This window comes from Pseudoalteromonas sp. Z1A2 (genome assembly GCF_011378755.1).
Taxonomy (GTDB): Bacteria; Pseudomonadota; Gammaproteobacteria; order Enterobacterales; family Alteromonadaceae; genus Pseudoalteromonas; species Pseudoalteromonas distincta.
In genome coordinates, this window is sequence record NZ_WTKX01000002.1 from 254,767 (window position 1) to 277,365 (window position 22,599).

General features: G+C 37.6%; 21 protein-coding genes. 4 read left to right on the forward strand and 17 right to left on the reverse strand.

What is annotated here, in order from left to right:
- Positions 1-2: 2 nt before the first annotated feature.
- From GQR47_RS02590 to sdhC, 4 genes are read right to left on the reverse strand one after another with little or no spacing between them, the layout of a single operon-like run.
- Positions 3-719, reverse strand: coding sequence for a succinate dehydrogenase iron-sulfur subunit (locus GQR47_RS02590; RefSeq protein ID WP_002961804.1), 717 nt, complete (start codon positions 717-719; stop codon positions 3-5).
- Between the two features lie 10 nt (positions 720-729).
- Positions 730-2,502 (reverse strand): succinate dehydrogenase flavoprotein subunit, encoded by a 1,773-nt coding sequence (gene sdhA / locus GQR47_RS02595; RefSeq protein WP_165723479.1) that lies wholly within the window; start codon positions 2,500-2,502, stop codon positions 730-732.
- Positions 2,503-2,850, reverse strand: a complete 348-nt coding sequence (gene sdhD, locus GQR47_RS02600) for a succinate dehydrogenase, hydrophobic membrane anchor protein (protein WP_002961798.1) — start codon at positions 2,848-2,850, stop codon at positions 2,503-2,505.
- Complete coding sequence (sdhC, locus tag GQR47_RS02605; protein WP_122975019.1) at positions 2,841-3,218, reverse strand: succinate dehydrogenase, cytochrome b556 subunit; 378 nt, start codon at positions 3,216-3,218, stop codon at positions 2,841-2,843. The genes sdhD and sdhC overlap by 10 nt, the downstream gene beginning before the upstream one ends.
- 420 nt (positions 3,219-3,638) lie before the next feature.
- Here sdhC and GQR47_RS02610 point away from each other — a divergent pair, with 420 nt between their 5' ends.
- The 3 genes from GQR47_RS02610 (at position 3,639) to GQR47_RS02620 (ending at position 6,716) form a co-directional block, all read left to right on the forward strand.
- Positions 3,639-4,925: a citrate synthase gene (locus GQR47_RS02610; RefSeq protein ID WP_002961796.1), complete on the forward strand. Its 1,287-nt coding sequence runs from the start codon at positions 3,639-3,641 to the stop codon at positions 4,923-4,925.
- Positions 4,926-5,039: 114 nt separating this feature from the next.
- Positions 5,040-6,266, forward strand: coding sequence for a SufS family cysteine desulfurase (locus GQR47_RS02615; RefSeq protein ID WP_165723480.1), 1,227 nt, complete (start codon positions 5,040-5,042; stop codon positions 6,264-6,266).
- Between the two features lie 33 nt (positions 6,267-6,299).
- A complete protein-coding gene (locus tag GQR47_RS02620; protein ID WP_165723481.1) occupies positions 6,300-6,716 on the forward strand; it encodes a SufE family protein in 417 nt (138 codons plus the stop codon).
- Positions 6,717-6,722: 6 nt separating this feature from the next.
- On the opposite strand, the gene tcdA is transcribed toward GQR47_RS02620, so the two are convergent.
- The 7 genes from tcdA to GQR47_RS02655 are packed head-to-tail and all read right to left on the reverse strand — an operon-like array spanning position 6,723 to position 14,184.
- The gene (gene tcdA / locus GQR47_RS02625; RefSeq protein WP_138489117.1) at positions 6,723-7,520 is read right to left on the reverse strand and encodes a tRNA cyclic N6-threonylcarbamoyladenosine(37) synthase TcdA; all 798 of its coding nucleotides are present in this window, start codon (positions 7,518-7,520) and stop codon (positions 6,723-6,725) included.
- Complete coding sequence (locus tag GQR47_RS02630; protein ID WP_165723482.1) at positions 7,521-8,201, reverse strand: TIGR01621 family pseudouridine synthase; 681 nt, start codon at positions 8,199-8,201, stop codon at positions 7,521-7,523. It lies immediately after the preceding gene.
- Positions 8,198-8,959 (reverse strand): 3-deoxy-manno-octulosonate cytidylyltransferase, encoded by a 762-nt coding sequence (gene kdsB / locus GQR47_RS02635; protein WP_165723483.1) that lies wholly within the window; start codon positions 8,957-8,959, stop codon positions 8,198-8,200. The genes GQR47_RS02630 and kdsB overlap by 4 nt, the downstream gene beginning before the upstream one ends.
- Entirely contained in the window at positions 8,947-9,144 is a 198-nt protein-coding gene (locus GQR47_RS02640; protein ID WP_165723484.1) for a Trm112 family protein, read from the reverse strand. Before GQR47_RS02640 ends, kdsB begins: the two co-directional genes overlap by 13 nt.
- Positions 9,134-10,114: a tetraacyldisaccharide 4'-kinase gene (gene lpxK / locus GQR47_RS02645; protein ID WP_165723485.1), complete on the reverse strand. Its 981-nt coding sequence runs from the start codon at positions 10,112-10,114 to the stop codon at positions 9,134-9,136. The genes GQR47_RS02640 and lpxK overlap by 11 nt, the downstream gene beginning before the upstream one ends.
- Complete coding sequence (msbA, locus tag GQR47_RS02650; RefSeq protein WP_165723486.1) at positions 10,111-11,856, reverse strand: lipid A export permease/ATP-binding protein MsbA; 1,746 nt, start codon at positions 11,854-11,856, stop codon at positions 10,111-10,113. Before msbA ends, lpxK begins: the two co-directional genes overlap by 4 nt.
- A 60-nt stretch (positions 11,857-11,916) precedes the next feature.
- A complete protein-coding gene (locus tag GQR47_RS02655) occupies positions 11,917-14,184 on the reverse strand; it encodes a DNA internalization-related competence protein ComEC/Rec2 (protein ID WP_024595570.1) in 2,268 nt (755 codons plus the stop codon).
- Between GQR47_RS02655 and GQR47_RS02660 the strand changes: the two genes are divergently transcribed.
- Positions 14,164-14,670: a DUF2062 domain-containing protein gene (locus GQR47_RS02660; RefSeq protein WP_024595571.1), complete on the forward strand. Its 507-nt coding sequence runs from the start codon at positions 14,164-14,166 to the stop codon at positions 14,668-14,670. The genes GQR47_RS02655 and GQR47_RS02660 overlap by 21 nt on opposite strands.
- A 102-nt stretch (positions 14,671-14,772) precedes the next feature.
- Here the strand turns inward: GQR47_RS02660 and GQR47_RS02665 are convergent, their stop codons facing one another.
- The 6 genes from GQR47_RS02665 to pyrD form a co-directional block, all read right to left on the reverse strand.
- The gene (locus tag GQR47_RS02665) at positions 14,773-16,530 is read right to left on the reverse strand and encodes a DUF3466 family protein (RefSeq protein WP_024595572.1); all 1,758 of its coding nucleotides are present in this window, start codon (positions 16,528-16,530) and stop codon (positions 14,773-14,775) included.
- An 11-nt stretch (positions 16,531-16,541) separates the two neighbouring features.
- Positions 16,542-18,455 (reverse strand): ABC transporter ATP-binding protein, encoded by a 1,914-nt coding sequence (locus GQR47_RS02670; protein ID WP_024595573.1) that lies wholly within the window; start codon positions 18,453-18,455, stop codon positions 16,542-16,544.
- A gap of 15 nt (positions 18,456-18,470) precedes the next feature.
- Positions 18,471-18,710: a glutaredoxin family protein gene (locus tag GQR47_RS02675; protein WP_002961779.1), complete on the reverse strand. Its 240-nt coding sequence runs from the start codon at positions 18,708-18,710 to the stop codon at positions 18,471-18,473.
- Positions 18,703-20,820: a bifunctional 23S rRNA (guanine(2069)-N(7))-methyltransferase RlmK/23S rRNA (guanine(2445)-N(2))-methyltransferase RlmL gene (gene rlmKL / locus GQR47_RS02680; protein WP_024595574.1), complete on the reverse strand. Its 2,118-nt coding sequence runs from the start codon at positions 20,818-20,820 to the stop codon at positions 18,703-18,705. Before rlmKL ends, GQR47_RS02675 begins: the two co-directional genes overlap by 8 nt.
- Before the next feature lie 91 nt (positions 20,821-20,911).
- Positions 20,912-21,442 carry a cell division protein ZapC gene (locus tag GQR47_RS02685; RefSeq protein ID WP_002961896.1) on the reverse strand — a complete coding sequence of 177 codons (531 nt, stop codon included), beginning with the start codon at positions 21,440-21,442 and terminating at the stop codon, positions 20,912-20,914.
- A gap of 117 nt (positions 21,443-21,559) precedes the next feature.
- A complete protein-coding gene (gene pyrD / locus GQR47_RS02690) occupies positions 21,560-22,570 on the reverse strand; it encodes a quinone-dependent dihydroorotate dehydrogenase (protein WP_024595575.1) in 1,011 nt (336 codons plus the stop codon).
- Positions 22,571-22,599 lie beyond the last annotated feature (29 nt).

A 22,599-nucleotide genomic window follows, 5' to 3' on the forward strand; every position in this document is an offset into this window, starting at 1 on the left:
AATCAAACCGCTCGGTTTAATAACATAGATTTGATTTGCCCAATTGCTTTAGTCGGGTTAAGACCCTTAGGACAAACGCTAACACAGTTCATGATACTGTGGCAACGGAACACACTGAACGCATCGTCTAAATCCGCTAAACGTTCTTCAGTTGCTGTATCTCGGCTATCAGCTAAGAAACGGTAAGCGTGAAGAAGGCCTGCTGGACCAATGAACTTGTCTGGGTTCCACCAGAACGAAGGACACGATGTCGAACAACATGCACACAAAATACACTCATATAGCCCATCTAATTTATCACGTTCTTCAATAGATTGAAGACGCTCGCCTGCTGCAGGCTGATCATTAATTAAATAAGGTTTAACTTTTTCGTACTGAGTGTAGAACTGACTCATGTCAATAACAAGGTCACGAACCACAGGTAAGCCTGGTAACGGACGTACTACAATTTTACCTTTGCCATTTTTTTGTAGCGTAGATAAAGGAGTAATACATGCTAAACCATTTTTACCATTCATGTTAACACCATCAGACCCACACACACCTTCACGGCATGAACGACGAAAAGATAGTGTAGGATCTTGTTCTTTTAAAAGAATAAGTGCATCTAACACCATCATGTCGTGACCTTCCTCTGTTTGCAAGGTGTATTCTTGCATACGAGGAGCGTTGTCAACATCTGGATTATAACGATAAACTGAAAATTGTACTTGTGCCATCGTCTATCTCCTAGTAAACACGTGCTTTAGGTGGGAAAGCTTCACGCGTTTTAGGCGCATAGTTTACATCACGCTTACTCATTTCATCCGTTACAGGATTGAATACTGAGTGACATAACCAGTTTTCGTCATCACGATCTGGGTAGTCAAAGCGAGAATGTGCACCACGGCTTTCTGTACGGAAGTTTGCAGCTACTGCAGTTGAGTAAGCTGTTTCCATTAAGTTATCTAGTTCAAGACATTCGATACGCTGCGTATTGAAGTCTGATGATTTATCATCAAGACGAGCATGTTGCAGACGTTCACGAATTTCTTTAAGTTCTTTTAGACCTGAAGCCATTGAATCGCCTTCACGGAATACCGAGAAGTTAAGCTGCATACATTGCTGTAGGTCTTTTTTGATTTGAACTGGATCTTCACCTTGGCCAGCCGTTGAATTTTCCCAACGGTTGTAACGTGCAAGAGACGCTTCTAAATCTGACTCTGAAGCCGCTTTTGATACTTCAACATCTTTAAGGTATTTACCTAAGAAGTTACCAGCAGCGCGGCCAAATACAACTAAATCTAGTAATGAGTTACCACCTAGGCGGTTTGCACCGTGTACAGATACACATGCAATCTCACCAACAGCAAATAAACCTTCAACTACTTTTTCGTTGCCTTGAGCATCGATTTGTAGTGCTTGTCCATTTACGTTAGTAGGAACACCACCCATCATATAATGACAAGTAGGAATTACTGGAATTGGCTCTTTAGCTGGATCAACGTGAGCGAAAGTTTTAGCTAGGTCACATACGCCAGGAAGACGTAGGTTAAGCGTTTCTTCACCTAAATGGTCAAGTTTCAGCTTGATATGAGGACCCCAAGGACCATCACAACCACGACCTTCACGGATTTCAGTCATCATTGAACGCGCAACAACATCGCGAGACGCTAAGTCTTTTGCATTTGGTGCGTAACGTTCCATGAAGCGCTCGCCATCTTTATTTAAAAGATAACCGCCTTCACCACGACAACCTTCAGTTACTAGAGTACCAGCACCTGCAATACCCGTTGGGTGGAACTGCCACATTTCCATGTCTTGCATAGAAATACCAGCGCGTGTTGCCATACCAACACCGTCACCGGTGTTAATGTGAGCATTTGTTGTTGATGCGAATATACGACCTGCACCACCAGTGGCTAATACAACTGCTTTAGATTTGAAGAAAGTGATTTCACCTGTTTCAATCTCAATTGCTGTACACCCTACTACATCGCCATTGTCGTTTTTAACTAAGTCAAGTGCATACCACTCAGAGAATACATTTGTTTTGTTTTTAACGTTTTGTTGATATAGAAGATGAAGTAAAGCATGACCAGTACGGTCAGCTGCAGCAGCAGTACGTGCGGCTTGTTCACCACCAAAGTTTTTCGATTGACCACCGAAAGGACGTTGGTAAACACGGCCATTTTCAAAACGAGAAAATGGTAGTCCCATGTTTTCTAATTCAGTAATAGCTTCTGGGCCAGTTTGACACATGTATTCAATAGCGTCTTGGTCACCGATAAAATCGGAACCCTTAACGGTATCGTACATATGCCATTCCCAGTTGTCTTCGTGTGAATTACCAAGCGCTACTGTAATACCACCTTGAGCAGATACAGTGTGTGAGCGCGTTGGAAATACTTTAGATATTAATGCACACGTTTTGCCAGATTCTGTAATTGCTAAAGCAGCGCGCATACCAGCACCACCTGCACCAATTACTACGGCGTCAAATTCACGAACAGAATATTTCACTTAAACACCCCATAATACGATTAGACCAATAGCTACGTAAGCAACGGCCATTAGGTTTAAAACAAAACCTAAAACAGCACGCAACTTCGAACACTTAACATAGTCTGTAAGAACTTGCCAAAGGCCAATGCGGGTATGAACCATAATGCAAATAAGGGTAATTAAAGTAAACCCTTTCATTGCTAGGTTAGAGAAGAGGCCTGTCCAGGCTTCGAAAGTGACTTCTGGCGTCGCTAAAAAATAGCCGATAATAAAAATCGCGTACGCGCTGATTATTAATGCCGTGGTACGTAAAGATACGAAATCTTGTACACCATCACGTTTTAGAGTTGCTTGATTTAAAACCATATCCACACCCCTGCCAATACGGCAAACACAACACCAAGAGCCATTGATACTTTAGCGCTGAGGTTACCTGATTCAAGTTCTTCCCAATGTCCCATATCCATAATCATATGACGGATGCCACCAATAAGGTGATAACCTAATACAGAAACAGTGCCCCAAGCTATAAATTTGGCAATGAATCCGTTAAACAGACCCTTGACGAATTCAAAACCTTCAGCTGAAGAGAGAGACTCAGACCAAGCCCAAATGACAAACGTTAAAGCAAAAAACAATGCAACACCGGTGACGCGGTGAAAAATTGAAGCTTTAGCCGTTGCCGGCATAGATATAGTTGTTAGATCTAGATTTACAGGTCTTTGCTTTTTCACAGTTACTTGCCCATCTTTGCTCACAGTGGAGCTCATCTACTTGTTTTTCTAAAAACCCACCAAATATTACTGATGGAACTATCAGAATAAACGTATCAAAATAGTTAAAGTTCACAAAACAGTAAATTTTAAGCTGTTAAGAATATGTTTACCCAAATACAATACGGTTTAAAACCACCGTTAGTATATATACCCACAGGACTTTTTACAATTCTTGTTTATTTAGAGATGTTTGCGAATTAGCCAATAGTATTATATTTAATTAATACCGAATATTTATTATACATATATGCATAATGTTTATAAAAATTGACTTTAACCCCCTCTTTCACGTTAAAATGCGAAGATGTGCTTAAAACAGATTTCAGAACTTTAAAATCTAAAAATCAGAATAGATATCTTAATAGGAGATACATAGCGATGGCAGATAAAAAAGCCACAGTCCATATTGATGGACTAGATCCAATCGAACTTCCAATTTATCAAGGCACTGCTGGCCAAGATGTAATCGACGTACGTACGTTAGGTTCACATGGTCACTTTACTTATGACCCAGGTTTCATGTCGACTGGTTCTTGTGAATCTGCAATCACCTATATTGATGGTGGTAAAGGTGTACTACTTCACCGTGGTTATCCAATTGAGCAATTAGCTGAAGATTCTAACTATATTGAGCTTTGCTACTTACTTTTAAATGGTGAGTTACCTTCTAAAGAACAATACGAAGTTTTTAAGAATGAAATCACTACAAGCACTATGCTTGACGAGAAAATTGCTAACTTTTTCCAAGGTTTCCGCTTTGACGCTCACCCAATGGCAATGCTTTGTGGCGTAGTGGGTGCATTATCATCTTTTTATCATGAAGACCTTGATATTACTGATGCAGAACAACGTAAAACAAGTGCAGTTAAGCTAGTTGCTAAGTTACCAACTATTGCTGCAATGGCTTATAAAACAAACATCGGCCAACCGTTTGTATACCCACGTAACGATTTAAGCTACGCAGAAAACTTCTTACACATGATGTTCTCTGTACCTGCTGAAGAATATAAAGTTAATCCTGTAACTGCTAAAGCTATGGATAAAATCTTTATGCTTCATGCAGATCATGAGCAAAATGCATCGACTTCAACAGTTCGTCTTGCTGGTTCATCAGGTGCTAACCCGTATGCATGTATTGCAGCTGGTATTGCTTCTTTATGGGGACCTGCTCACGGCGGCGCTAACGAAGCATGTTTAAACATGTTAGAAGAGATTGGCTCTGTGGATCGTATTGATGAATACGTTGCTAAAGCTAAAGACAAAGCTGACCCATTCCGCCTTATGGGCTTTGGTCACCGCGTTTACAAAAACTTCGACCCACGTGCTACAGTAATGCGTCAAACGTGTCATGAAGTTTTAGCTGAGCTTAATATCCAAGATCCACTTCTTGATATTGCTATGAAGCTTGAGCAAATTGCCCTTGAAGACCCGTACTTTGTAGAGAAGAAACTATACCCTAACGTAGATTTCTACTCTGGTATTATCTTAAAAGCGATTGGTATTCCAACAAGCATGTTCACTGTAATTTTTGCAATGGCACGTACTGTTGGTTGGATCACTCACTGGGATGAGATGCTATCTCAACCTGGTCATAAGATCAGCCGTCCTCGCCAAATGTATACTGGTTACACTCAACGTGATTACGTATCAACTGACAAGCGTTAATTGACGCTGGTTAGTTTAAAAGGCCGCATTTTGCGGCCTTTTTTATTAACAGCACTTGAGAATTATCATAAACCGATTACAATCCCTGCCTTAAAAACACTATGTAGATGAGCTATGCCTACTTTAAAGTTTGATATAAATAAAATTAGAAAAGACTTCCCGACATTAAATCAAACAATAAACGGCTGCCCGCTTGTTTATTTAGACTCAGCAGCAACCTCACAAAAGCCTCAATCAGTTATAGATACAATTACTGAGTTTTATACGTCTCAAAATGCAAATGTACACCGTGGACGCCATACACTTAGCGAACAGGCCACTTATTCTTATGAACAAGTCCGGGATAAAACTGCAAGGTTTTTTAATGTCTTAAGTAAAGAGATTGTATGGACTAAAGGTGCTACAGAAGCCATAAATTTGGTCGCTAACGGCTTAAAAAAGCGTTTAGATGAAAGTCATACCATAATAATATCTCCGCTTGAGCATCACGCAAACATAGTGCCTTGGCAACTAGTAAGCCAACAGACGGGAGCTAAATTAGTCTCTCTGCCGCTAAATAATAACGGCACGCTAAACACCCAACAATGCTGTGAATTTATAAAAGAAACAAAACCTGCCTTATTAGCTATTACACAAGCATCGAACACACTGGGTAATATCACTGATTTAAAGCCACTAATTGTAGCTGCAAAAGAGGTGAATTCGCTTGTTTTAGTGGACGGAGCCCAAGGTGCACTGCATTTAAAACCCGATTTACGTGAATTAAACTGTGACTTTTATGTTTGCTCAAGCCATAAAATGCTCGGTCCAACAGGCTTAGGTGTACTTTATGGCCAATATGAAGAGCTAAATACGCTAGATATTTACCAATCCGGCGGTGAAATGATCGATAAAGTTTACTTAACTCATAGCACTTATCGCCCTGCGCCTGCAAAATTTGAAACTGGCACACCAAATATTTCTGGAGTTTTAGGCTTTGGTGCCGCACTAGACTATTTAAAAGAATTAGATCACGTGCAAATACAGCAATATGAACAAGAATTGTTTAGTTACGCGGCACAAAAATTGGTAAAGGTGGATGGCATTACCATATTCAGCAACCTATCTGACAATATTGGTACACTCTGTTTTAATTTTAAAGATGAACATCCATATGATTTGGCAACTTTACTTGACGGATATGGGGTTGCAGTCAGAAGTGGACACCATTGTACGCAACCATTAATGACACATTTAGGGCTTAATGGAACGTTAAGAGCGAGTTTTTCTTTTTATAATACCTACAAAGATGTAGATATATTCATTGATTCACTTAAAAAATGTATCGCTTTATTAGATTGAACGCCAGTTTAATAGAATTAATTAGGATAACTCATGACAAATACGTTTAAAAAAGTCACAGAATCTATAAAAAATGCGACCGCTTGGCAGCAAAAATATCGTGAGATAATGCTTTTAGGAAAAACGTTACCGGCTTTAGCTGATGTTTTGAAAACTGATGATGCACTTGTACCAGGCTGTGAAAGCAAAGTATGGATGTTCGTTGAATTTGACTTAACCGAAAATACACTTGTTGTAATAGGTGACTCTGATACTCGTATAGTAAAAGGATTATTAGCCATTATTTTAGCGCTTTACAACGGGCTTACACCAGAACAGGTAGTGAATAAAAATGCGTATGAAGAATTTGAAAAGCTCGGCCTTATAAGCCACTTAAGCGCATCACGTGGTAATGGTATTAAAGCCATGGTTGATAAGATACAAACCATGGCACAACACAAGCTTAGTTAACGAAAACTAAGCTTGTGAGCGTTGTTTTTTATCTAGATATTTACGCACCGCTTTTGCAGCAACAAAAAAACCAAAGCTTCCTGTGATCATAGTCACAGAGCCAAAACCATTATTACAGTCCATATTCATTGTGCCATCAGCACTTTGCTTAGCATGACATACGCTGCCATCGCTTCCTGGGTAAACCAATTGCTCTGTTGAGTAAACACAATCAATATTAAACTTACGTTTAGGATTATTACTAAAATTATATTGCTTGCGCAAAATATAGCGCACCTTTGCAAGTAATGGGTCTTGCGTAGTTTTAGCTACATCACCAAAAGTTATTTGGCTAGGATCTGTTTGCCCACCAGCACCACCAGTTGTAATTATAGGTAGTTTATTACGTTTACAGTGAGCAATTAATGCTGCTTTTTCTTTAACTGCATCAATACAATCAATTACATAATCAAAACCTTGAATATGCTCTTGAATATTATCAAGCGTAATAAAGTCATCTATTACACTAATTTGGCACTGTGGATTAATGAGCTCGCAGCGCGCTTTCATTGCATCGACTTTAGCTTGACCAATAGTGCCCGTTAACGCATGAATTTGCCTATTTACGTTAGTGGCGCAAATATCATCCAAATCTATAAGTGTTATTTTACCAACACCAGTACGCGCAAGTGCTTCTGCTGTCCAGCTTCCTACACCACCAATACCTACTACACAAAAATGTGCTTCTTGAAGCCAATCAAACTGTTGATGACCATATAAACGTTTAATACCACCAAAACGTATATCTGTAACTTTTTCGCTCATTTACCAATCCAGTTGCCATGGCGATTGCCATGCTTGAAAATCTTGATGTTTAATTAACGCCAAATACTCATCACCACTATCGGGTAATAAAGTTAGCTGTATTTGTTCACCTTGCCATAAAAAGCTTAACGCATATGCATGTAAATAGGTACGATTAGAAGGCGCGCCTGAATACATTGCATCGCCTAAAATAGCTGCGCCCACACTTTTTAGTGCCACTCTTAGTTGATGTGTTTTGCCAGAGTAAGGTTTTAAAATATACCCTCTAAATCCTGGCTTATAACTCAGAGAATAGAATCGGGTGATTGCAGGGTTAAGTGTACTCGTTAGTAACTTAAACGAGCCACGGCGAGACTTAGCCATATCGCCTTTTATCCACCCCTGCTTCTTTTTTGGTTTAGCATCACTAATCGCTAAATAAAATTTAGCAATCGCATGCTCAGTAAACATAACAGTAAAGGCGGCTGCAGCGGCTTTGTTTCTTGCTAAAATAATAAGCCCTGATGTCACTTTATCTAAACGATGAACGGCATAAAGCTTTTGCGATAATTGTTGTTCGGCTAAAACAACAAAGCCGGGTCCCTCTTCAGAATGAAAATTAAGACCCGCTGGCTTTTCTAAAATATAAAAGTCGTTATGTGTATAAACAACTTTTATTATCTTACTTAATTGCTCACTCACACGTTTTTACTTTTAATATGCGCTATCACTTTAGCTAAGTCATCAGGCGTATCTACACCTGCATGAGGGGCTATTTGAGCTTGTTCTATTTTAATTTTATAACCGTGATACAAAACACGTAACTGCTCAAGTGATTCAAGTAATTCTAATGGTGATACACTCAGCTCTATGTATTGTTTAATAAAACCCGCTCTGTACGCATAAATACCTACATGGCGTTGAAATGGTGCTAAATTAAGGGCAGTGCTATCATCCATCATCGTATTTCTATCAAACGGTATACTTGCACGAGAGAAATACAGGGCATTTTTATTTATATCGCTAACCACTTTAACGGCATTAGGATTAAATACTTCATCACGTTCTTCAATAGCAACACTTAACGTTGCCATTAGTGCTGTTGAATCACTTAATAGTGCAGCAACTTGAGATACGTTTTCTGGTGCAAGTAATGGCTCATCGCCTTGTACATTAACCACAATTGTATTGCTATCAAGTTTAAGAAAATCAACCACTTCAGCTAATCGTTCAGTACCCGACTGGTGATCTTCACGCGTCATTACTACATCATTAGTAAACATACTTACTGCATCAAATACTTTTTGATGATCGGTTGCTATAACTACTTTACTAGCACCTGATAAACATGCTTTTTCGTAAACGTGTTGAACCATTGGCTTGCCACAAATATCAGCAAGCGGTTTACCTGGTAGTCGGGTCGATGCAAAACGAGCAGGAATTACAACTACGAATTCCACTTTTCAACCTCTTCTAAAGATAACTCACGTGCTTCATTTTCAAGTAATACTGGAATATCATCTTGAACAGCATAAGCAAGCTTAGCTGCTGTGCTAATTAGTTCGTTGTTTTCTCTATCAAAGCGTAATTTTCCCTTACAAACAGGGCACGCAATTATCTCGAGTAATTTTGTATCAAAGGCCATTGAGTATTCCTTTTTCTTTTAATATTGAATTTAATGTGTTTATTACGCTATCGGTAGGTTGTGCATCTACTGGTAAATAATACCAATTAGGCTTTGCAAAGGACTTACATTTAACGGCATCTTTTTCGGTCATTATAATGCAATCATCACCAAATTGGGCAAAATCATCTACTGTATAAGCATAATGATCTCTAAAATGATGAGTCGATAATAACGTAATATCTTGTGCTTCTAATGAGTTTTCAAACCGTTTAGGGTTCCCAATTGCACTTATTGCATGTGCTTCACTTACGTTACTTTTTGCATAATCGCTTGAATTAACCAAGCGAAGATTACTTACTTGTAATGTGTAGCTATTATTAGCCTCACCACCATTTTCAATTACTATATCGACACTTTGCAAACGTTTAGTTGTTTCACGAAGTGGCCCTGCTGGCATAACAAAGCCATTACCAAAACGACGCTCATTATCAACAATACAACACTCAATGCTACGAGGCATTTTATAATGCTGCATTCCATCATCAGAAATAATAACATCGAGTGTATAATTATTTTCTAATAAATCGATATTGTGTTGTCTATTAGGCCCAACCGCTATTGGGCACTTTAAACGATGGTATAAAAGTACGGGCTCATCTCCAGCCTGCTGAGCATCTACAAGCTCAGTAACTAACAGCGGGTAATTTTTTGATTGCCCACCATATCCTCTACTAATAATTCCCACTGATAAACCTTGCTGTGTTAAATGACCATACAGCCACAAAACAAAAGGCGTTTTACCATTACCGCCAACACTTATATTGCCAACTACAATTACAGGCGTTTTGCACTCAAAAGGTTTAAGTATTTTAGCGCTGTATAAGTATTTTCGAAATGACGATACAACCCAAAACAAAGCACTTAATGGTAATAACAGTAAAGTAATTAGACCAAATGATTTATACCAGCTTTGTTCTATTTTACTCACGCCTGATCACCAAACTGCATTTTGCAAAGGGCTGAATAAGTACCGTCATTTGCTAATAAACTATTGTGATCGCCACTTTCTGTTACACGACCATTATCAATAACATAGATTCGGTCACTGTTTTCGATAGTAGATAAGCGATGCGCAATAACAATTGAGGTTTTATCTTTCATTAGCGTTTCTAATGCTTGCTGAATAAGCTTTTCAGATTCGGTATCAAGTGCTGATGTAGCCTCGTCTAAAATCAAAATAGGTGCGTCTTTTAATATTGCACGTGCTATCGCTATACGCTGGCGTTGACCGCCGGAGAGCATTACACCATTTTCACCTACCATGGTGTTTAATTGCTCTGGCAGGTCTTTAACAAACTCCCAAACATGCGCTTGTTTAGCAACTTGCTCTAATTCTTCCTCAGACACATCATGCTTTATGCCATAACAAATATTGTTAGCAATCGTATCGTTAAATAACACGACCTGCTGAGACACTAAAGCAAATTGGCGACGCAAATCTGTTAATTTATAATCCTGCAGGGCTATACCATCAAGTAATATTTCACTCGGTAACTCTAAGTCATAGTAGCGTGGTAATAAATTAGAAATTGTTGATTTACCCGAGCCTGAGCGCCCAACTAAGGCAATACTTTCACCCGCTTTAATCGTTAGCGACAAATCGTTTAATACGGCTTCATCTTTTGTTGGGTACTTAAAGGTTACATTTTTAACTTCAATTACCCCTTTAACTTTATCGACTGAAACGGTGCCAGTATCTTTTTCCATTTCTTCATCTAAAACTAAAAATATACTTTGAGCTGCAGAGATACCACGCTGCATATCGCTATTAACATTGGCGAGTTGTTTTAGCGGTCGCAATAGCATCATCATTGAGGCAATCAATGCCATGAAGTCACCTGAGGTAATCGTATCAATCATTGATGGAAGAGATACAGCCCATAAAATAACAGCCATAGCACTTGCTGCTAATATTTGAATAATTGATACACTTAAAGCTTTTGTCGCATCCATTTTAATGCGCTGCTGGCGGTTATGATTATTAATCTTTGAGAAATGGTTTATTTCTTGGTCTTGTCCGCCAAATCCATGAATAACTTTATGTCCGCTAAGCATCTGTTCAGAGCTACGTGTAACCTGCCCCATAGCTGATTGGATACTTTTAGAAATATGGCGAAAACGTTTCGATACAACCGCTACAATAATGGCAACGAGAGGGATGATGACTAAAAATATAAGTGAGAGCTTCCAACTGGTATAAAACATTACACCAAGTAAAAAGACAACAAAGGCTCCTTCACGTACAACAATAAGTAACGCTTTAGTAATTGCTTGTTGAACTTGCTCTGTGTCAAAAGTGATTTTTGAAATTAAATCGCCTGTTGAGTTTTTGTCATGAAAAGAAACGGGTAAATGCAATATGTGCTCAAATAACTCTTGGCGTAAAGAGCGTACAACTTGAGAGCCCACATAACTTAAACAGTACGAAGACATAAAGTTAAAAACACCACGCCCTAGTACTAACGCGATAACTACAAAAGGAGCGTACTTTAAAACTTCTGTATTTCGTTGGTTTAAACCTTGATCAATAAACGGCTTCATTAATTGAATGAATAAAGCATCCATTGCTGAATAGCCTATCATCCCAACAATTGCGATAAAAGCGACGCTTTTGTATGCGCCAACATACGAAACAAGACGTTTATAAATTTGTGCAGTACTTTGATCCATAACACTCTCTAAATACAGTAACTCCCTGTATTGTATCCTTCGATGAGATAAAACTAAACGTCAATCTTTGATAAACCAATAACTTTCCTGCCCTCTTGCTGTTTCTATGACCAAATTGTTTGAGTAGAATTTAATACTAATTTGTCCTTCAACGCCTGTTGTAAATTGCTCGGCGCTTATTGCTTTGTAACGCTCGACGACAACGGGCTTGGGAAATTCCCACTGTCCTTTATAAGCACTTGAATGAATCACAACTATAGGAGCTACATCACTAATAAAATTAACACTTGAGGATGTATCACTGCCATGATGCGGGCTTAACATGACTGTACTTTTCAACGATGTATTATTAGCTAATAATGAGGCTTCACGGGATTTTGATATATCACCTGTAAATAACACACTATAAGTATTACTCGATACTCTAACAACGCATGAATCGTCGTTTTCATTTCCATACCCTATAGTGCTAAAGCTTTCTACTCTTAAACCGACAAAATCAACACTTTGGACTTCACACACATTAAGTGTATTTTCAGGATGAAATTGCTTTAATGTTTCCCCAAATCCAGCTTCAATAAAATGCTGTATTCCTCCAGCGTGATCGCTGTCTTCATGACTTAGAATCGCTGTTTTTACTGTGAAATTATTTGCTTTTATATAAGGCAATAAAATACTTCGCGTACGGCTAAAACGATTAAAATAACTTGGACCAAAATCATAGATAAGCACTTGGTTATCTTTTTCAATTAATGCCATGAGACCATGCCCAACATCAAACACATGAAGTTGCCAGTTAGGCTTTTCTTTTAGAAGATTATTCAATAAAAGTACTGTTAAAGGAATGAAAGAGAACAATTTATAGGGGAGGAAGTAAATCATCAACATAGTAATATAGGTAAAAATGACGAATATTAACTCGATTCTTCCTGTTGTCAGCCATCTTAACGACTCGGGTATTTCATAAAGTAATTTAAATAACGCATATAACCCTGTATCAAACAAATGTATTAAATTACCTATATCTAAAAAAGTACTCAGTAATGTAAAAACAATCAAAAATGGCAAAATAATGATGGAAAGAAACGGTATCGCAATTAAGTTAATGACTAGGCCCGCAATACTTACGCCATTAAAAAAATAAAGTGAAAGTGGTAATAAACCGATAAACAATGCTACTTGAATAACAAATAACGCAATAATTTTGTTTTTGATTCGTGTATTTAATATTGGTAATTTATTAATAACAGTAAAAATTATAGCGACCGCTAAAAATGAAAAATACAGACCTGGATTAAGTAAATTAAATGGGTTAACAGCAAGCACTATTACCAAGGCAAATAAAATACTCCGCCATCGCAGCGGCTGCTTAGCAAGAAAATAAAGTAACAAATAACAACCCAGCATAATTAGTGCTCGCGTTGCTGATACTAAAAAGTCACTTAAATATACGTAAACTAATGCAGCTATAAAACCGAACGAACTGTAGTAAAGTGTAAGGTTAAATGATTGACCAATTGAAAAGTTTATTTTCGTACAGATAAATCGAATGAATAAATAACCAAAGCTAAAAATCAAACCAATATGTAAACCCGATATAGCCAGTAAATGACTTAACCCAAGTGATTGCATTAATTGTTTATCTGTATAGCTCATTAACGATTTATCACCACTGAGTAATGCATAATAGAGCCACTGCAATCTTGTATTTGTATAGGTATTTTTAATGAAGTTTTGATAATCTAGTACGATGCTTTGTTTATCGCTGTGTATTATATTAAGCTCTTTATTGAGAACTTTGCCTTTAAATAATATTCTATTTATAAATGCATAACGTTCAGTATCAAACACATTAAAATTTTTATTACTGCGAAAATATTTTAAATGGATTAATGCAGAGAATTCATCCCCGACTGTAAAAGGCTGTGCAGAATTAACACTGAGCATTGCTTTGGGTGCTCTAAAATTCGAAAAGCTACTCCCGTCTAATGCCACTATTTTGGCTTTGATATACTGAGGTTTTTTATCAGAAATAACCTCTTCAACAACTAATGTAGAATCAAGTGCATACTTTTCGTTCGATTTTGGTATTTCAAAACTATAAAAAAGGTAGAAATGCATACCAACAAAGCAAATTGCACAAATAAAGCCTAACAATACGTTTAAAAACGGCTTAAAATAAGCGCTCACTATTACAATGAAAATTGTGAAGACTGTAAATTCGAGAGTTTGATAATAAAACACGGTTGCTACACAGCCAATTACAAACCCAAGACTTATCCACACTGATGTAAATGGTTGCTTTAAATGGCTAAAAAAACGATCCAAAGATTTTTACCTGATCCAAATAAAATTAGACATCATAAATCACTAAAAATATTTGGACGACTTTTGCAAGACGCAAATCTTTGGCATTTAAATAGACGTTCAGCTCGAGGGGCCTTCGCGGTCGGGTTATTTTTTGCTTTCATCCCTGTTCCTTTTCAAATGGTTTTAGCCGCAGCAGGTGCTATATTATTTAGGGTTAATTTACCCATATCAGTTGCTTTAGTATGGCTTACGAATCCATTAACCATGCCACCTATCTTTTATGGCTCATACTTAGTGGGTACGTTAATACTTAATCAGCCAGAACAACACTTTGTATTTGAAGCAAGTTGGTCTTGGTTTTTAGAAAGTATAGAAACAATTGGTCCTGCATTTTTATTAGGTTCATTAGTATGTGCTTCTATTGCATCAATTATAGGATATTTTGGTATCGATATTATTTGGCGCCGCTCTGTGAAAAAAGCATGGTTATCACGAAATAATTAGTGGCGTTAAAGCTAAATAATCGCTGCAATCCTAATCTAATAAAATATTATAGACGAAAAAAAACCAACTTTATCAAGTTGGTTTTTTTATAATCAATAAACTTTAAAAGCGAAATACACGCCTTAAGCCAACCAGTGGTAATAACAATAATGTATACCAAGGGAAGCTAGCAGAGTTACGCTCATAAACTTCAGCTTCTACTGGAGCACAGCTTTCTACTTCACCATTTGCAATTGGCGTTAGTTTAACTGCTATTGCAATACTCTCATATTCAATTTCACCATTAATATCAGTTACTACACCGCCTAATGAATCTAGCTTTTCAACTGTTTTAGTCGCAGTACCAAATATTTCATTATTTTCGTTGATAGCAGTCGCTTCAACCATAGTATAAGCGTAATCAGTTTCACCGTCGGTGTCATAACAAGGCAGTAAATCGTTTAGATTAGTGATTTTGTCTTCACCAATTTTGTAAATAAAGGCCTCTTTGAGTCGCGAGCTATCAGAAACACCCACTTCCCCTTCACCTACAATATAACCTTGGTTGTTTATATCGTTACCGTAAGAACTTGAGCTTGAAAAGTAATCAGTAGGGAAAACCGTACTACCCGTTGCTATATCATGGTAAAAGAATTTATTACGAAGAGTGCCTTCAATACGCTTAGTTGCATAACCTGTAATTACATCGTTATCATTAATAGCAATTGATTTACCAGACTGCCAGTCATCTTCTTGATTAATAAAATCAACAACCGCACCGTCTTTAAAATAAACTGGCATTGTAAGAATTGTATCGTCATTTTTGTAATAACGTGTATTCGATGATCCTACAATTGTCCCGTTGTTGTTCACTGCTAAAGCAGTACTTGTAAATGCATCATCTTCCGCTTCACCTTCATCAGGTGTCAGTGCCATACCAAGCTCTTCAACAGACGTGATATTAAGTGATTCATCAAGTTCCCATTTAACAGCGCGCTTATTAAATAAGCCTCGTGTAATATTTGTATTTAACAAGTTGATACATACTGACGTAGGTTCGTCTTCATTATCACAGTTATCATCAATATTATCTTGTCTGTCATCTGGAATGCTTGTAGACATATTACCTACAACGGTATAACCACTGTTAGTTTTAATAATATCGTTGGCACGACTTGTACCACCGTATTCATTAAACTCAGGCTCTAACTCAACACTTACACTGCCATCAGCGCTTATTACAATCCCACGCTCTATAAATTCATGAGTAAACCATGTTTCTGCATCATCTTCACCATCAGGTGTAAAAGATACTTTATCGTATGGGGCACTACCCCAACCAACTGTAACGCCATCTTCACTTACTGCATTTAAAAGATTGACAGTAGAACGAGTTAATCCATCATAATCAACAGAAGCTATATCAAAAATCGGTTGTTCAGTAATCTCTGATTCGTTAAATTTAATCCCAACTAAAGAACTCATTTTTTGATATTCAAAGTTAGACGGAATTCCTAAATTCGAATTTGCCAAAAAACTAACCATAAAAGCATGAGCATCAGGATTAGTGCTTACGGCATCATTATTTTCAATGTCATCAAGTGTGAAAGTAATTTCTTTATCACTTAATTCATATGCTGCTTCTGTGCTGTCGTAAGCACTTTCAATAACATTTTCAGTAAAGTCTATATAGCTGGTATCAATAGGTAAATTGTATAAACCATTTGCGAAACCAATAATATGCCCGCTTTCGCTTACATCTGTTACATAAGAATATTTAGCGTCTTCAAGAGTCCCTAATTCACTTAACTGGTACGTCGCACTTGTGGCTGAAGTGCTTAATGTCGCTAAAATACTGGCAGCGAGTAATTTATATTTCATTTTAGTCCTTACTACTGATTCTGTAATTCTTCAAGTTCTTCCCAGCGCTCAAGGGCAGCTTCAAGGTCAGACTCAAGTTGTGCTAAATGGTTCAATGCTTTAGTTGTTACATCACTCTCTTGTTTAAAAAAGTTTGCGTCACTCACTACAGCTTGTTGAGCTTCAATTTCAGCTTCTAGTTTTTCCATTTTATTCGGTAGTTGCTCTAATTCAAGTTTTAATTTGTAAGAGAGTTTATTTGTCTTAGCTGCTGGTTTTGCAGCTGGAGCGGCTACTTTTTCAACTTTTTTTACTGGTTGTTGCTGAATTTTTTTTTCTTGTTCAGCTAAGTAACCTACATAAGCTTCATAGTCGCTATAACCACCGACGATATCTGTTACTTTACCATTGCCTTCAAATGCCCATACACTAGAACATGTATTATCAATAAATTCTCGGTCATGGCTTACAATCAGCACTGTACCTTGATATTGATTAATAATGTCCTCTAGTAACTCTAACGTTTCAATGTCCAAGTCATTCGTTGGCTCATCGAGAACAAGTATATTAGATGGTTTTAAAAACAGTTTAGCTAATAGCAGTCTATTTTTTTCACCACCAGAGAGTGCTTTAACCGGGGTTCGAGCGCGTGCTGGAGGGAATAAAAAGTCTTGCAGGTAACCTAAAACATGGCGTGAACGACCGCCCATCATCACTTCTTGTTTACCTTCGGCAACGTTATCTTGAACAGTTGCTTCTTCGTCAAGTTTTTCACGGTATTGGTCAAAGTAAGCAAACTCTAAATTAACACCTTGCTTAGTAATACCACTATCAGGTTTTAAATCACCAAACATTAGTTTTAATAGTGTTGTTTTACCAATACCATTTGGGCCTACTAGGCCAATTCTGTCGCCACGCATTACAAGTGTCGAAAAATCATCAGCAATAACTTTGTCTTTAAATGCATGGCAAAGGTTCTTAGCTTCAAATACCAACTTACCTGAGCGATCAGCTGTTTCAATATTAAAGTCAGTTTTTCCAACTTGATCAACACGTTGCTTGCGCTCATTACGTAGCTGTTTTAGCTCTCGAACGCGCCCTTCGTTACGCGTTCTTCGCGCTTTAACACCTTGGCGAATCCACGTTTCTTCTTCAGCTAAACGCTTATCAAACAATGCATTTTGCGCTTCTTCTACTTTTAAATCATGCGCTTTTTGCTCTAGATAAGTCGCGTAATCACCTGGGTACGAAATAAGTTTACCGCGATCTAAATCTAAAATACGCGTAGCAACAGCGCGAATAAACGCACGGTCATGCGATATAAATACAATGCCGCCTTTAAATTCTTTTAAAAACTGTTCAAGCCACATTACACTAGCCATATCTAAATGGTTTGTTGGCTCATCTAGTAATAATAAGTCAGGCTCACTTACAAGTGCACGCGCAAGTGCTACTTTACGTAACCAGCCACCAGAAAGGGACTCAAGTTTAGCCTCTGGTGTTAATTCTAATTGTGTCAAAACTAATTGAATTCGGCTATCAAAACGCCAACCATCAGCGGCTTCAAGTTGGTTTGATAAACGTTCAAGTTTATTTAATAACTTATCAGTACATTGTGTTTGCAGTTCGTTGCTAACATGATGAAAATCAATGAGTAGGTTAGCGATTTCCGGCATACCCTGCGCAACGTAATCAAATACTGTTCCGCTTGCACCTTTTGGTGGATCTTGCTCTAAACGAGAAATTCGAATGCCACCAAGCTGATTTATTTCACCGTCATCTAAAACAACTTGTCCATCAAGTACTTTTAATAACGTTGACTTACCCGCGCCATTTCGACCAACTACACACACTCTTTCGCCACTTTCTATAACGGCGTCTGCTTTGTTAAGCAAAGCATGTGTACCAAAAGCAAGTTGTGCTTTTAAAATTCTTATTAAATCCATAGTTCTTATTTGCTCTTATTCTGCTTGTGCTAAAAATTCGCGCACAGAGTGTAAAGTAAAAGGCCAATATAATTTCTCGCCTTTTTCACTTTTTAATACAGGAATAGTAATTTGATACTCAGCAATAAGCTGCTCATCAGTCATAATATCGATTAGTAATAACTCACTGTTGTCATTTAGTACATCAGTGATAAGTTGCTCAGCCTGTTCGCACAAGTGGCAACCATCAGTATGATATAAAATCCATTTAGCCATGCGTAATTAGCCAGCTATTATGGATTTTTTTATTACGTTTGAAGTCTGGTGATAGCGTTTTATCTGAGATATTAACGGCTTTTAAACCTAAACCAATCAGGCCAACTTCATCCATTACAAAACCACGTTTGTTATTAGAGAAAATCAAAGTACCTGATGGACTTAAGATCTTTTTAACCCACGTTAATAATTTAATGTGATCACTTTGCACATCAAACGCGTCTTTCATACGTTTTGAGTTTGAGAACGTTGGAGGGTCTAAAAATATCAAATCATATTGTGCTGTCGCATGCTCTAACCACTTTAAACAATCTGCTTGTTCAAAACGGTAACGTGTATTACTGATATTGTTTAAATCGAAGTTATCTTGGCCCCATTTTAAATAGGTTTTAGATAAATCAACTGTTGTAATTGCTTTAGCGCCACCAAGTGCAGCATGCACAGAGGCTGTACCTGTGTATGCAAACAAGTTTAAAAAGCGCTTATCTTTCGCATTTTCTTGAATATAACGACGCATTAAACGGTGATCTAAAAACAAACCTGTGTCTAAGTAGTCAAATAAATTAACTTTAAACTTAGCACCAAACTCTTCAACTACCATAGTGCGGTTTTGTTTAGACATGGCCGTATACTGCTCTTCGCCCTTTTGCTTTTTACGCACTTTTACAGCAATATTTTCAGGTGAGATATCAAGTTGTTGCGAAGTCAATGTTATTACGTCTTGCAGGCGTTTTTCTGATGTTTTTTCATCAATTTCTTTAGGCGCTGCATATTCAAAAATAACCGCAGAGTCACCGTAAATATCTACAGCAACATTGTACTCAGGGATATCCGCTTCATAAACTCGATAAGCGTCTACTTTATTTTGTTTAAGCCAGTTTTTTAAGCCTTGCTTATTCTTTTTCAATCTATTTGCGAATGACGTAGAGCATTCAAAATTAAGCGCTTTTTTATCATCGGTGGTCAAACTTACTTGCTTATCATCTAATTGATATAAGTTAAGTTCAACATCAAGTGGGCCATTTTTAAACTTATAACGCTTAAGACGCACAAGTTTTAAAAGTTTAAATAAGCTCTCGTCCATACCTAGTAAGGCAAGTTTCCAATGATTAAAGTGCTTTTTAAAGCCAACACCTAAATTACGGTGTAAATCAACAAGCTCAGCCATAGAACCAATACGCTCACCATAAGGTAAGTTTGAAATTACAACACCCGGTAATTTTGCAACAGCAGTAAGTTTAGTTGCATCACTTTGCTTAAACTTAATAACATCATCAAGCTCAGCACGTTTGGCATTATCAATCGCTTTATTTAAAACTTGTTCATCGTAATCGTGGCCAATTAACCACAATTTAGGATCGGTAATGTTAGCAAGTAACTCTTCTTTAAGTTCTTTAAACTTAGCGGCTCTAAAACTGGGTAAACGCTCAAAAGCAAAGCCTTCACGAAATAATCCCGGTGCTTCGTTTCGTGCCATGCCAGCCGCTTCGATTAAAATAGTACCCGCACCACAACATGGATCGAATAAAGGTTGTTTTACATTATCAAGCCAACCACTTCGTTTAATTAATGCAGCAGCTAAATGTTCTTTAATTGGTGCTTTACCTTGACCTTGACGGTAACCACGTTCAGACAAACGAGGGCCCGAATAATCAATATACATAGAAACGCCGTAACGATTTAATCGTGCAACAACACGCACATTTGCATCTTGCTTATCAACGTTAGGACGCTGCTCGTATAAATCATTAAAGTAGTCAACAATCGCATCTTTTATTACAAGACCCGAAAATTGTGTGTTTTTTAATGAGTCATTGGTACCGTTGAAGTCGACAGCGAATGTTTGAGTTGGTCCAAACCACTCTTGCCAAGGTTGCGAGCGAGCAAAATTATACAGGCTATTCTTATCATCTACGCCTTCTTTTTCTTCAATAAGCATAAGCACACGCGTTGCAAAACGACTTGATAAACAAACCTTTTGCGCCAGTAATGAGTCAGCCTCAAAACGAACAGAACCAACAGTTTGCTTAGACACAGTTGCGCCAAGTTCTGTTAGTTCATCAACCAATAAATTTTCGATTCCGATAGAAGTAAGTGCGATAAATTGCAAAGTAATAACCCTTAATAGCTAATTGCGCAGGATTATAACATAGGTTGGGCGACAAACACGCCATAAAGACACGCTTAAGACTTAAATTTGGTTAGGCGGTTTGACTTTGATATTGCTGATTTAGGATGGGGTGTACTCGATTATTCAAAATACGGATTACTTCAAATTGCGCTAAAGATAAATTTTCGTCTAATTTAAAGGTTTCGCTTAAATTTAAGCAAATAGATGCATCAGGGCAATGCTCTACAATTAAAAAATCGCCAGTCTGCGCTTTAGATATTAATTTAACTATTGCTTCTACACTTGGCTCTGTTCCAGTGTATTCTTCAAAAAACCAGCTTTTTGATAAAACGGGTTTTAAGTGATACTTAACAGCGGTTGCATTTAGCGATATTTGACAAATTTGAGCAGCAGACCACAATTCAAACCCATCTAAATAGTTATAAACTTGTTCATAAAATGCAGCATCTTCTAAACTAAAACGTGGATTTTTAAAAACAGAATCGGTGAGTTGTCTTAACTTATAGGGCGTACATAATTGCATGTCGTCATTTAAATCAAGTAATAAACGATTTTTATTAGGACAAGTAATCCACTGCCATTGCTTTGATGCTTGTAACATTTACTCCTCCTTGGGTATGTTGAATAATTATTGCTCACAGTATAACCGCTTTTGACCACTTTTAAAATGCTTGCTTAGAACATTTATCGAACGATCAAAAGCTTAGATAACTGATCCTTATAAGCCGTTAACGATCGACTTTACCAATTGTGGACCTTTGTAGATGAACCCAGTATAAACCTGGACTAAATTTGCGCCTGCATCGAACTTTTCTTTTGCAGATTGCGCATCATCTATTCCGCCAACTCCGATGATTGGTAATTTACCTTGTGTTAAGCGTTTCAATTCACTCACAACCTCTGTAGAACGCATTCTAACAGGGTGACCTGATAAACCGCCGGCTTCTTCTGCATATTGCTGGCCCATAACTGCAGCTCGCTCAAGCGTGGTGTTGGTGGCAATTACACCATCGATTTTATTATTTAAAAGTGATTCACTTACTTGTTGAATTTGAATTTGATCTAGATCCGGTGCAATTTTTACAAGCATAGGCACTTGTTTATTGTGCTTTGCAACTAAATCTAACTGTTCGTTTTTAAGACTCTGCAGTAAATCATCAAGTGCAGCGCCATATTGCAAATCACGCAAGCCAGGTGTATTTGGTGATGAAATATTTACCGTAATGTATGAGGCATGCTCAAACACTTTACGCATACAATGAATATAGTCATCTTTACCTTGTTCATTTGGCGTATCTTTATTTTTACCAATATTAATACCGAGTATGCCGCTGTATTTTGCTGCTTTTACATTTGAAACTAAGTTATCAACGCCTTTATTATTAAAACCCATACGGTTAATAATAGCGTTTGATTCTGGCAACCTAAAAATACGAGGTTTATCATTACCCGCTTGAGCACGCGGCGTAATAGTGCCAACTTCAATAAAACCAAAGCCCATTTGGCTGAATGCATCAATACATTCCGCATTTTTATCAAGGCCAGCTGCTAGCCCTACAGGGTTTTTAAATTTCAGACCCAAAAAATCGACTGGCTTATCAGAAATATTTTGCGACCAAGCTAAATTTAAAGGGGTATTGGTAAAACGACGAAGATTATTAAGTGCAAACTCATGCGCCCACTCCGCATCACGGGTAAACATAAAACGGCGAGCTAAATCATAAAACATCAATATAATCCTCTTTTTAAATTTTAGAC

What these genes read in the sequence shown, in the direction of transcription:
- GQR47_RS02590 (WP_002961804.1), bottom strand. Translation starts at nt 719, where the DNA reads ATGGCACAAGTACAATTTTCAGTTTATCGTTATAATCCAGATGTTGAC.
- sdhD (WP_002961798.1), bottom strand. Translation starts at nt 2,850, where the DNA reads ATGGTTTTAAATCAAGCAACTCTAAAACGTGATGGTGTACAAGATTTC.
- GQR47_RS02610 (WP_002961796.1), top strand. Translation starts at nt 3,639, where the DNA reads ATGGCAGATAAAAAAGCCACAGTCCATATTGATGGACTAGATCCAATC.
- GQR47_RS02615 (WP_165723480.1), top strand. Translation starts at nt 5,040, where the DNA reads ATGCCTACTTTAAAGTTTGATATAAATAAAATTAGAAAAGACTTCCCG.
- GQR47_RS02620 (WP_165723481.1), top strand. Translation starts at nt 6,300, where the DNA reads ATGACAAATACGTTTAAAAAAGTCACAGAATCTATAAAAAATGCGACC.
- tcdA (WP_138489117.1), bottom strand. Translation starts at nt 7,520, where the DNA reads ATGAGCGAAAAAGTTACAGATATACGTTTTGGTGGTATTAAACGTTTA.
- GQR47_RS02640 (WP_165723484.1), bottom strand. Translation starts at nt 9,144, where the DNA reads ATGGCCTTTGATACAAAATTACTCGAGATAATTGCGTGCCCTGTTTGT.
- msbA (WP_165723486.1), bottom strand. Translation starts at nt 11,856, where the DNA reads ATGGATCAAAGTACTGCACAAATTTATAAACGTCTTGTTTCGTATGTT.
- GQR47_RS02660 (WP_024595571.1), top strand. Translation starts at nt 14,164, where the DNA reads ATGGCTAAAAAAACGATCCAAAGATTTTTACCTGATCCAAATAAAATT.
- GQR47_RS02665 (WP_024595572.1), bottom strand. Translation starts at nt 16,530, where the DNA reads ATGAAATATAAATTACTCGCTGCCAGTATTTTAGCGACATTAAGCACT.
- GQR47_RS02670 (WP_024595573.1), bottom strand. Translation starts at nt 18,455, where the DNA reads ATGGATTTAATAAGAATTTTAAAAGCACAACTTGCTTTTGGTACACAT.
- GQR47_RS02675 (WP_002961779.1), bottom strand. Translation starts at nt 18,710, where the DNA reads ATGGCTAAATGGATTTTATATCATACTGATGGTTGCCACTTGTGCGAA.
- GQR47_RS02685 (WP_002961896.1), bottom strand. Translation starts at nt 21,442, where the DNA reads ATGTTACAAGCATCAAAGCAATGGCAGTGGATTACTTGTCCTAATAAA.
- pyrD (WP_024595575.1), bottom strand. Translation starts at nt 22,570, where the DNA reads ATGTTTTATGATTTAGCTCGCCGTTTTATGTTTACCCGTGATGCGGAG.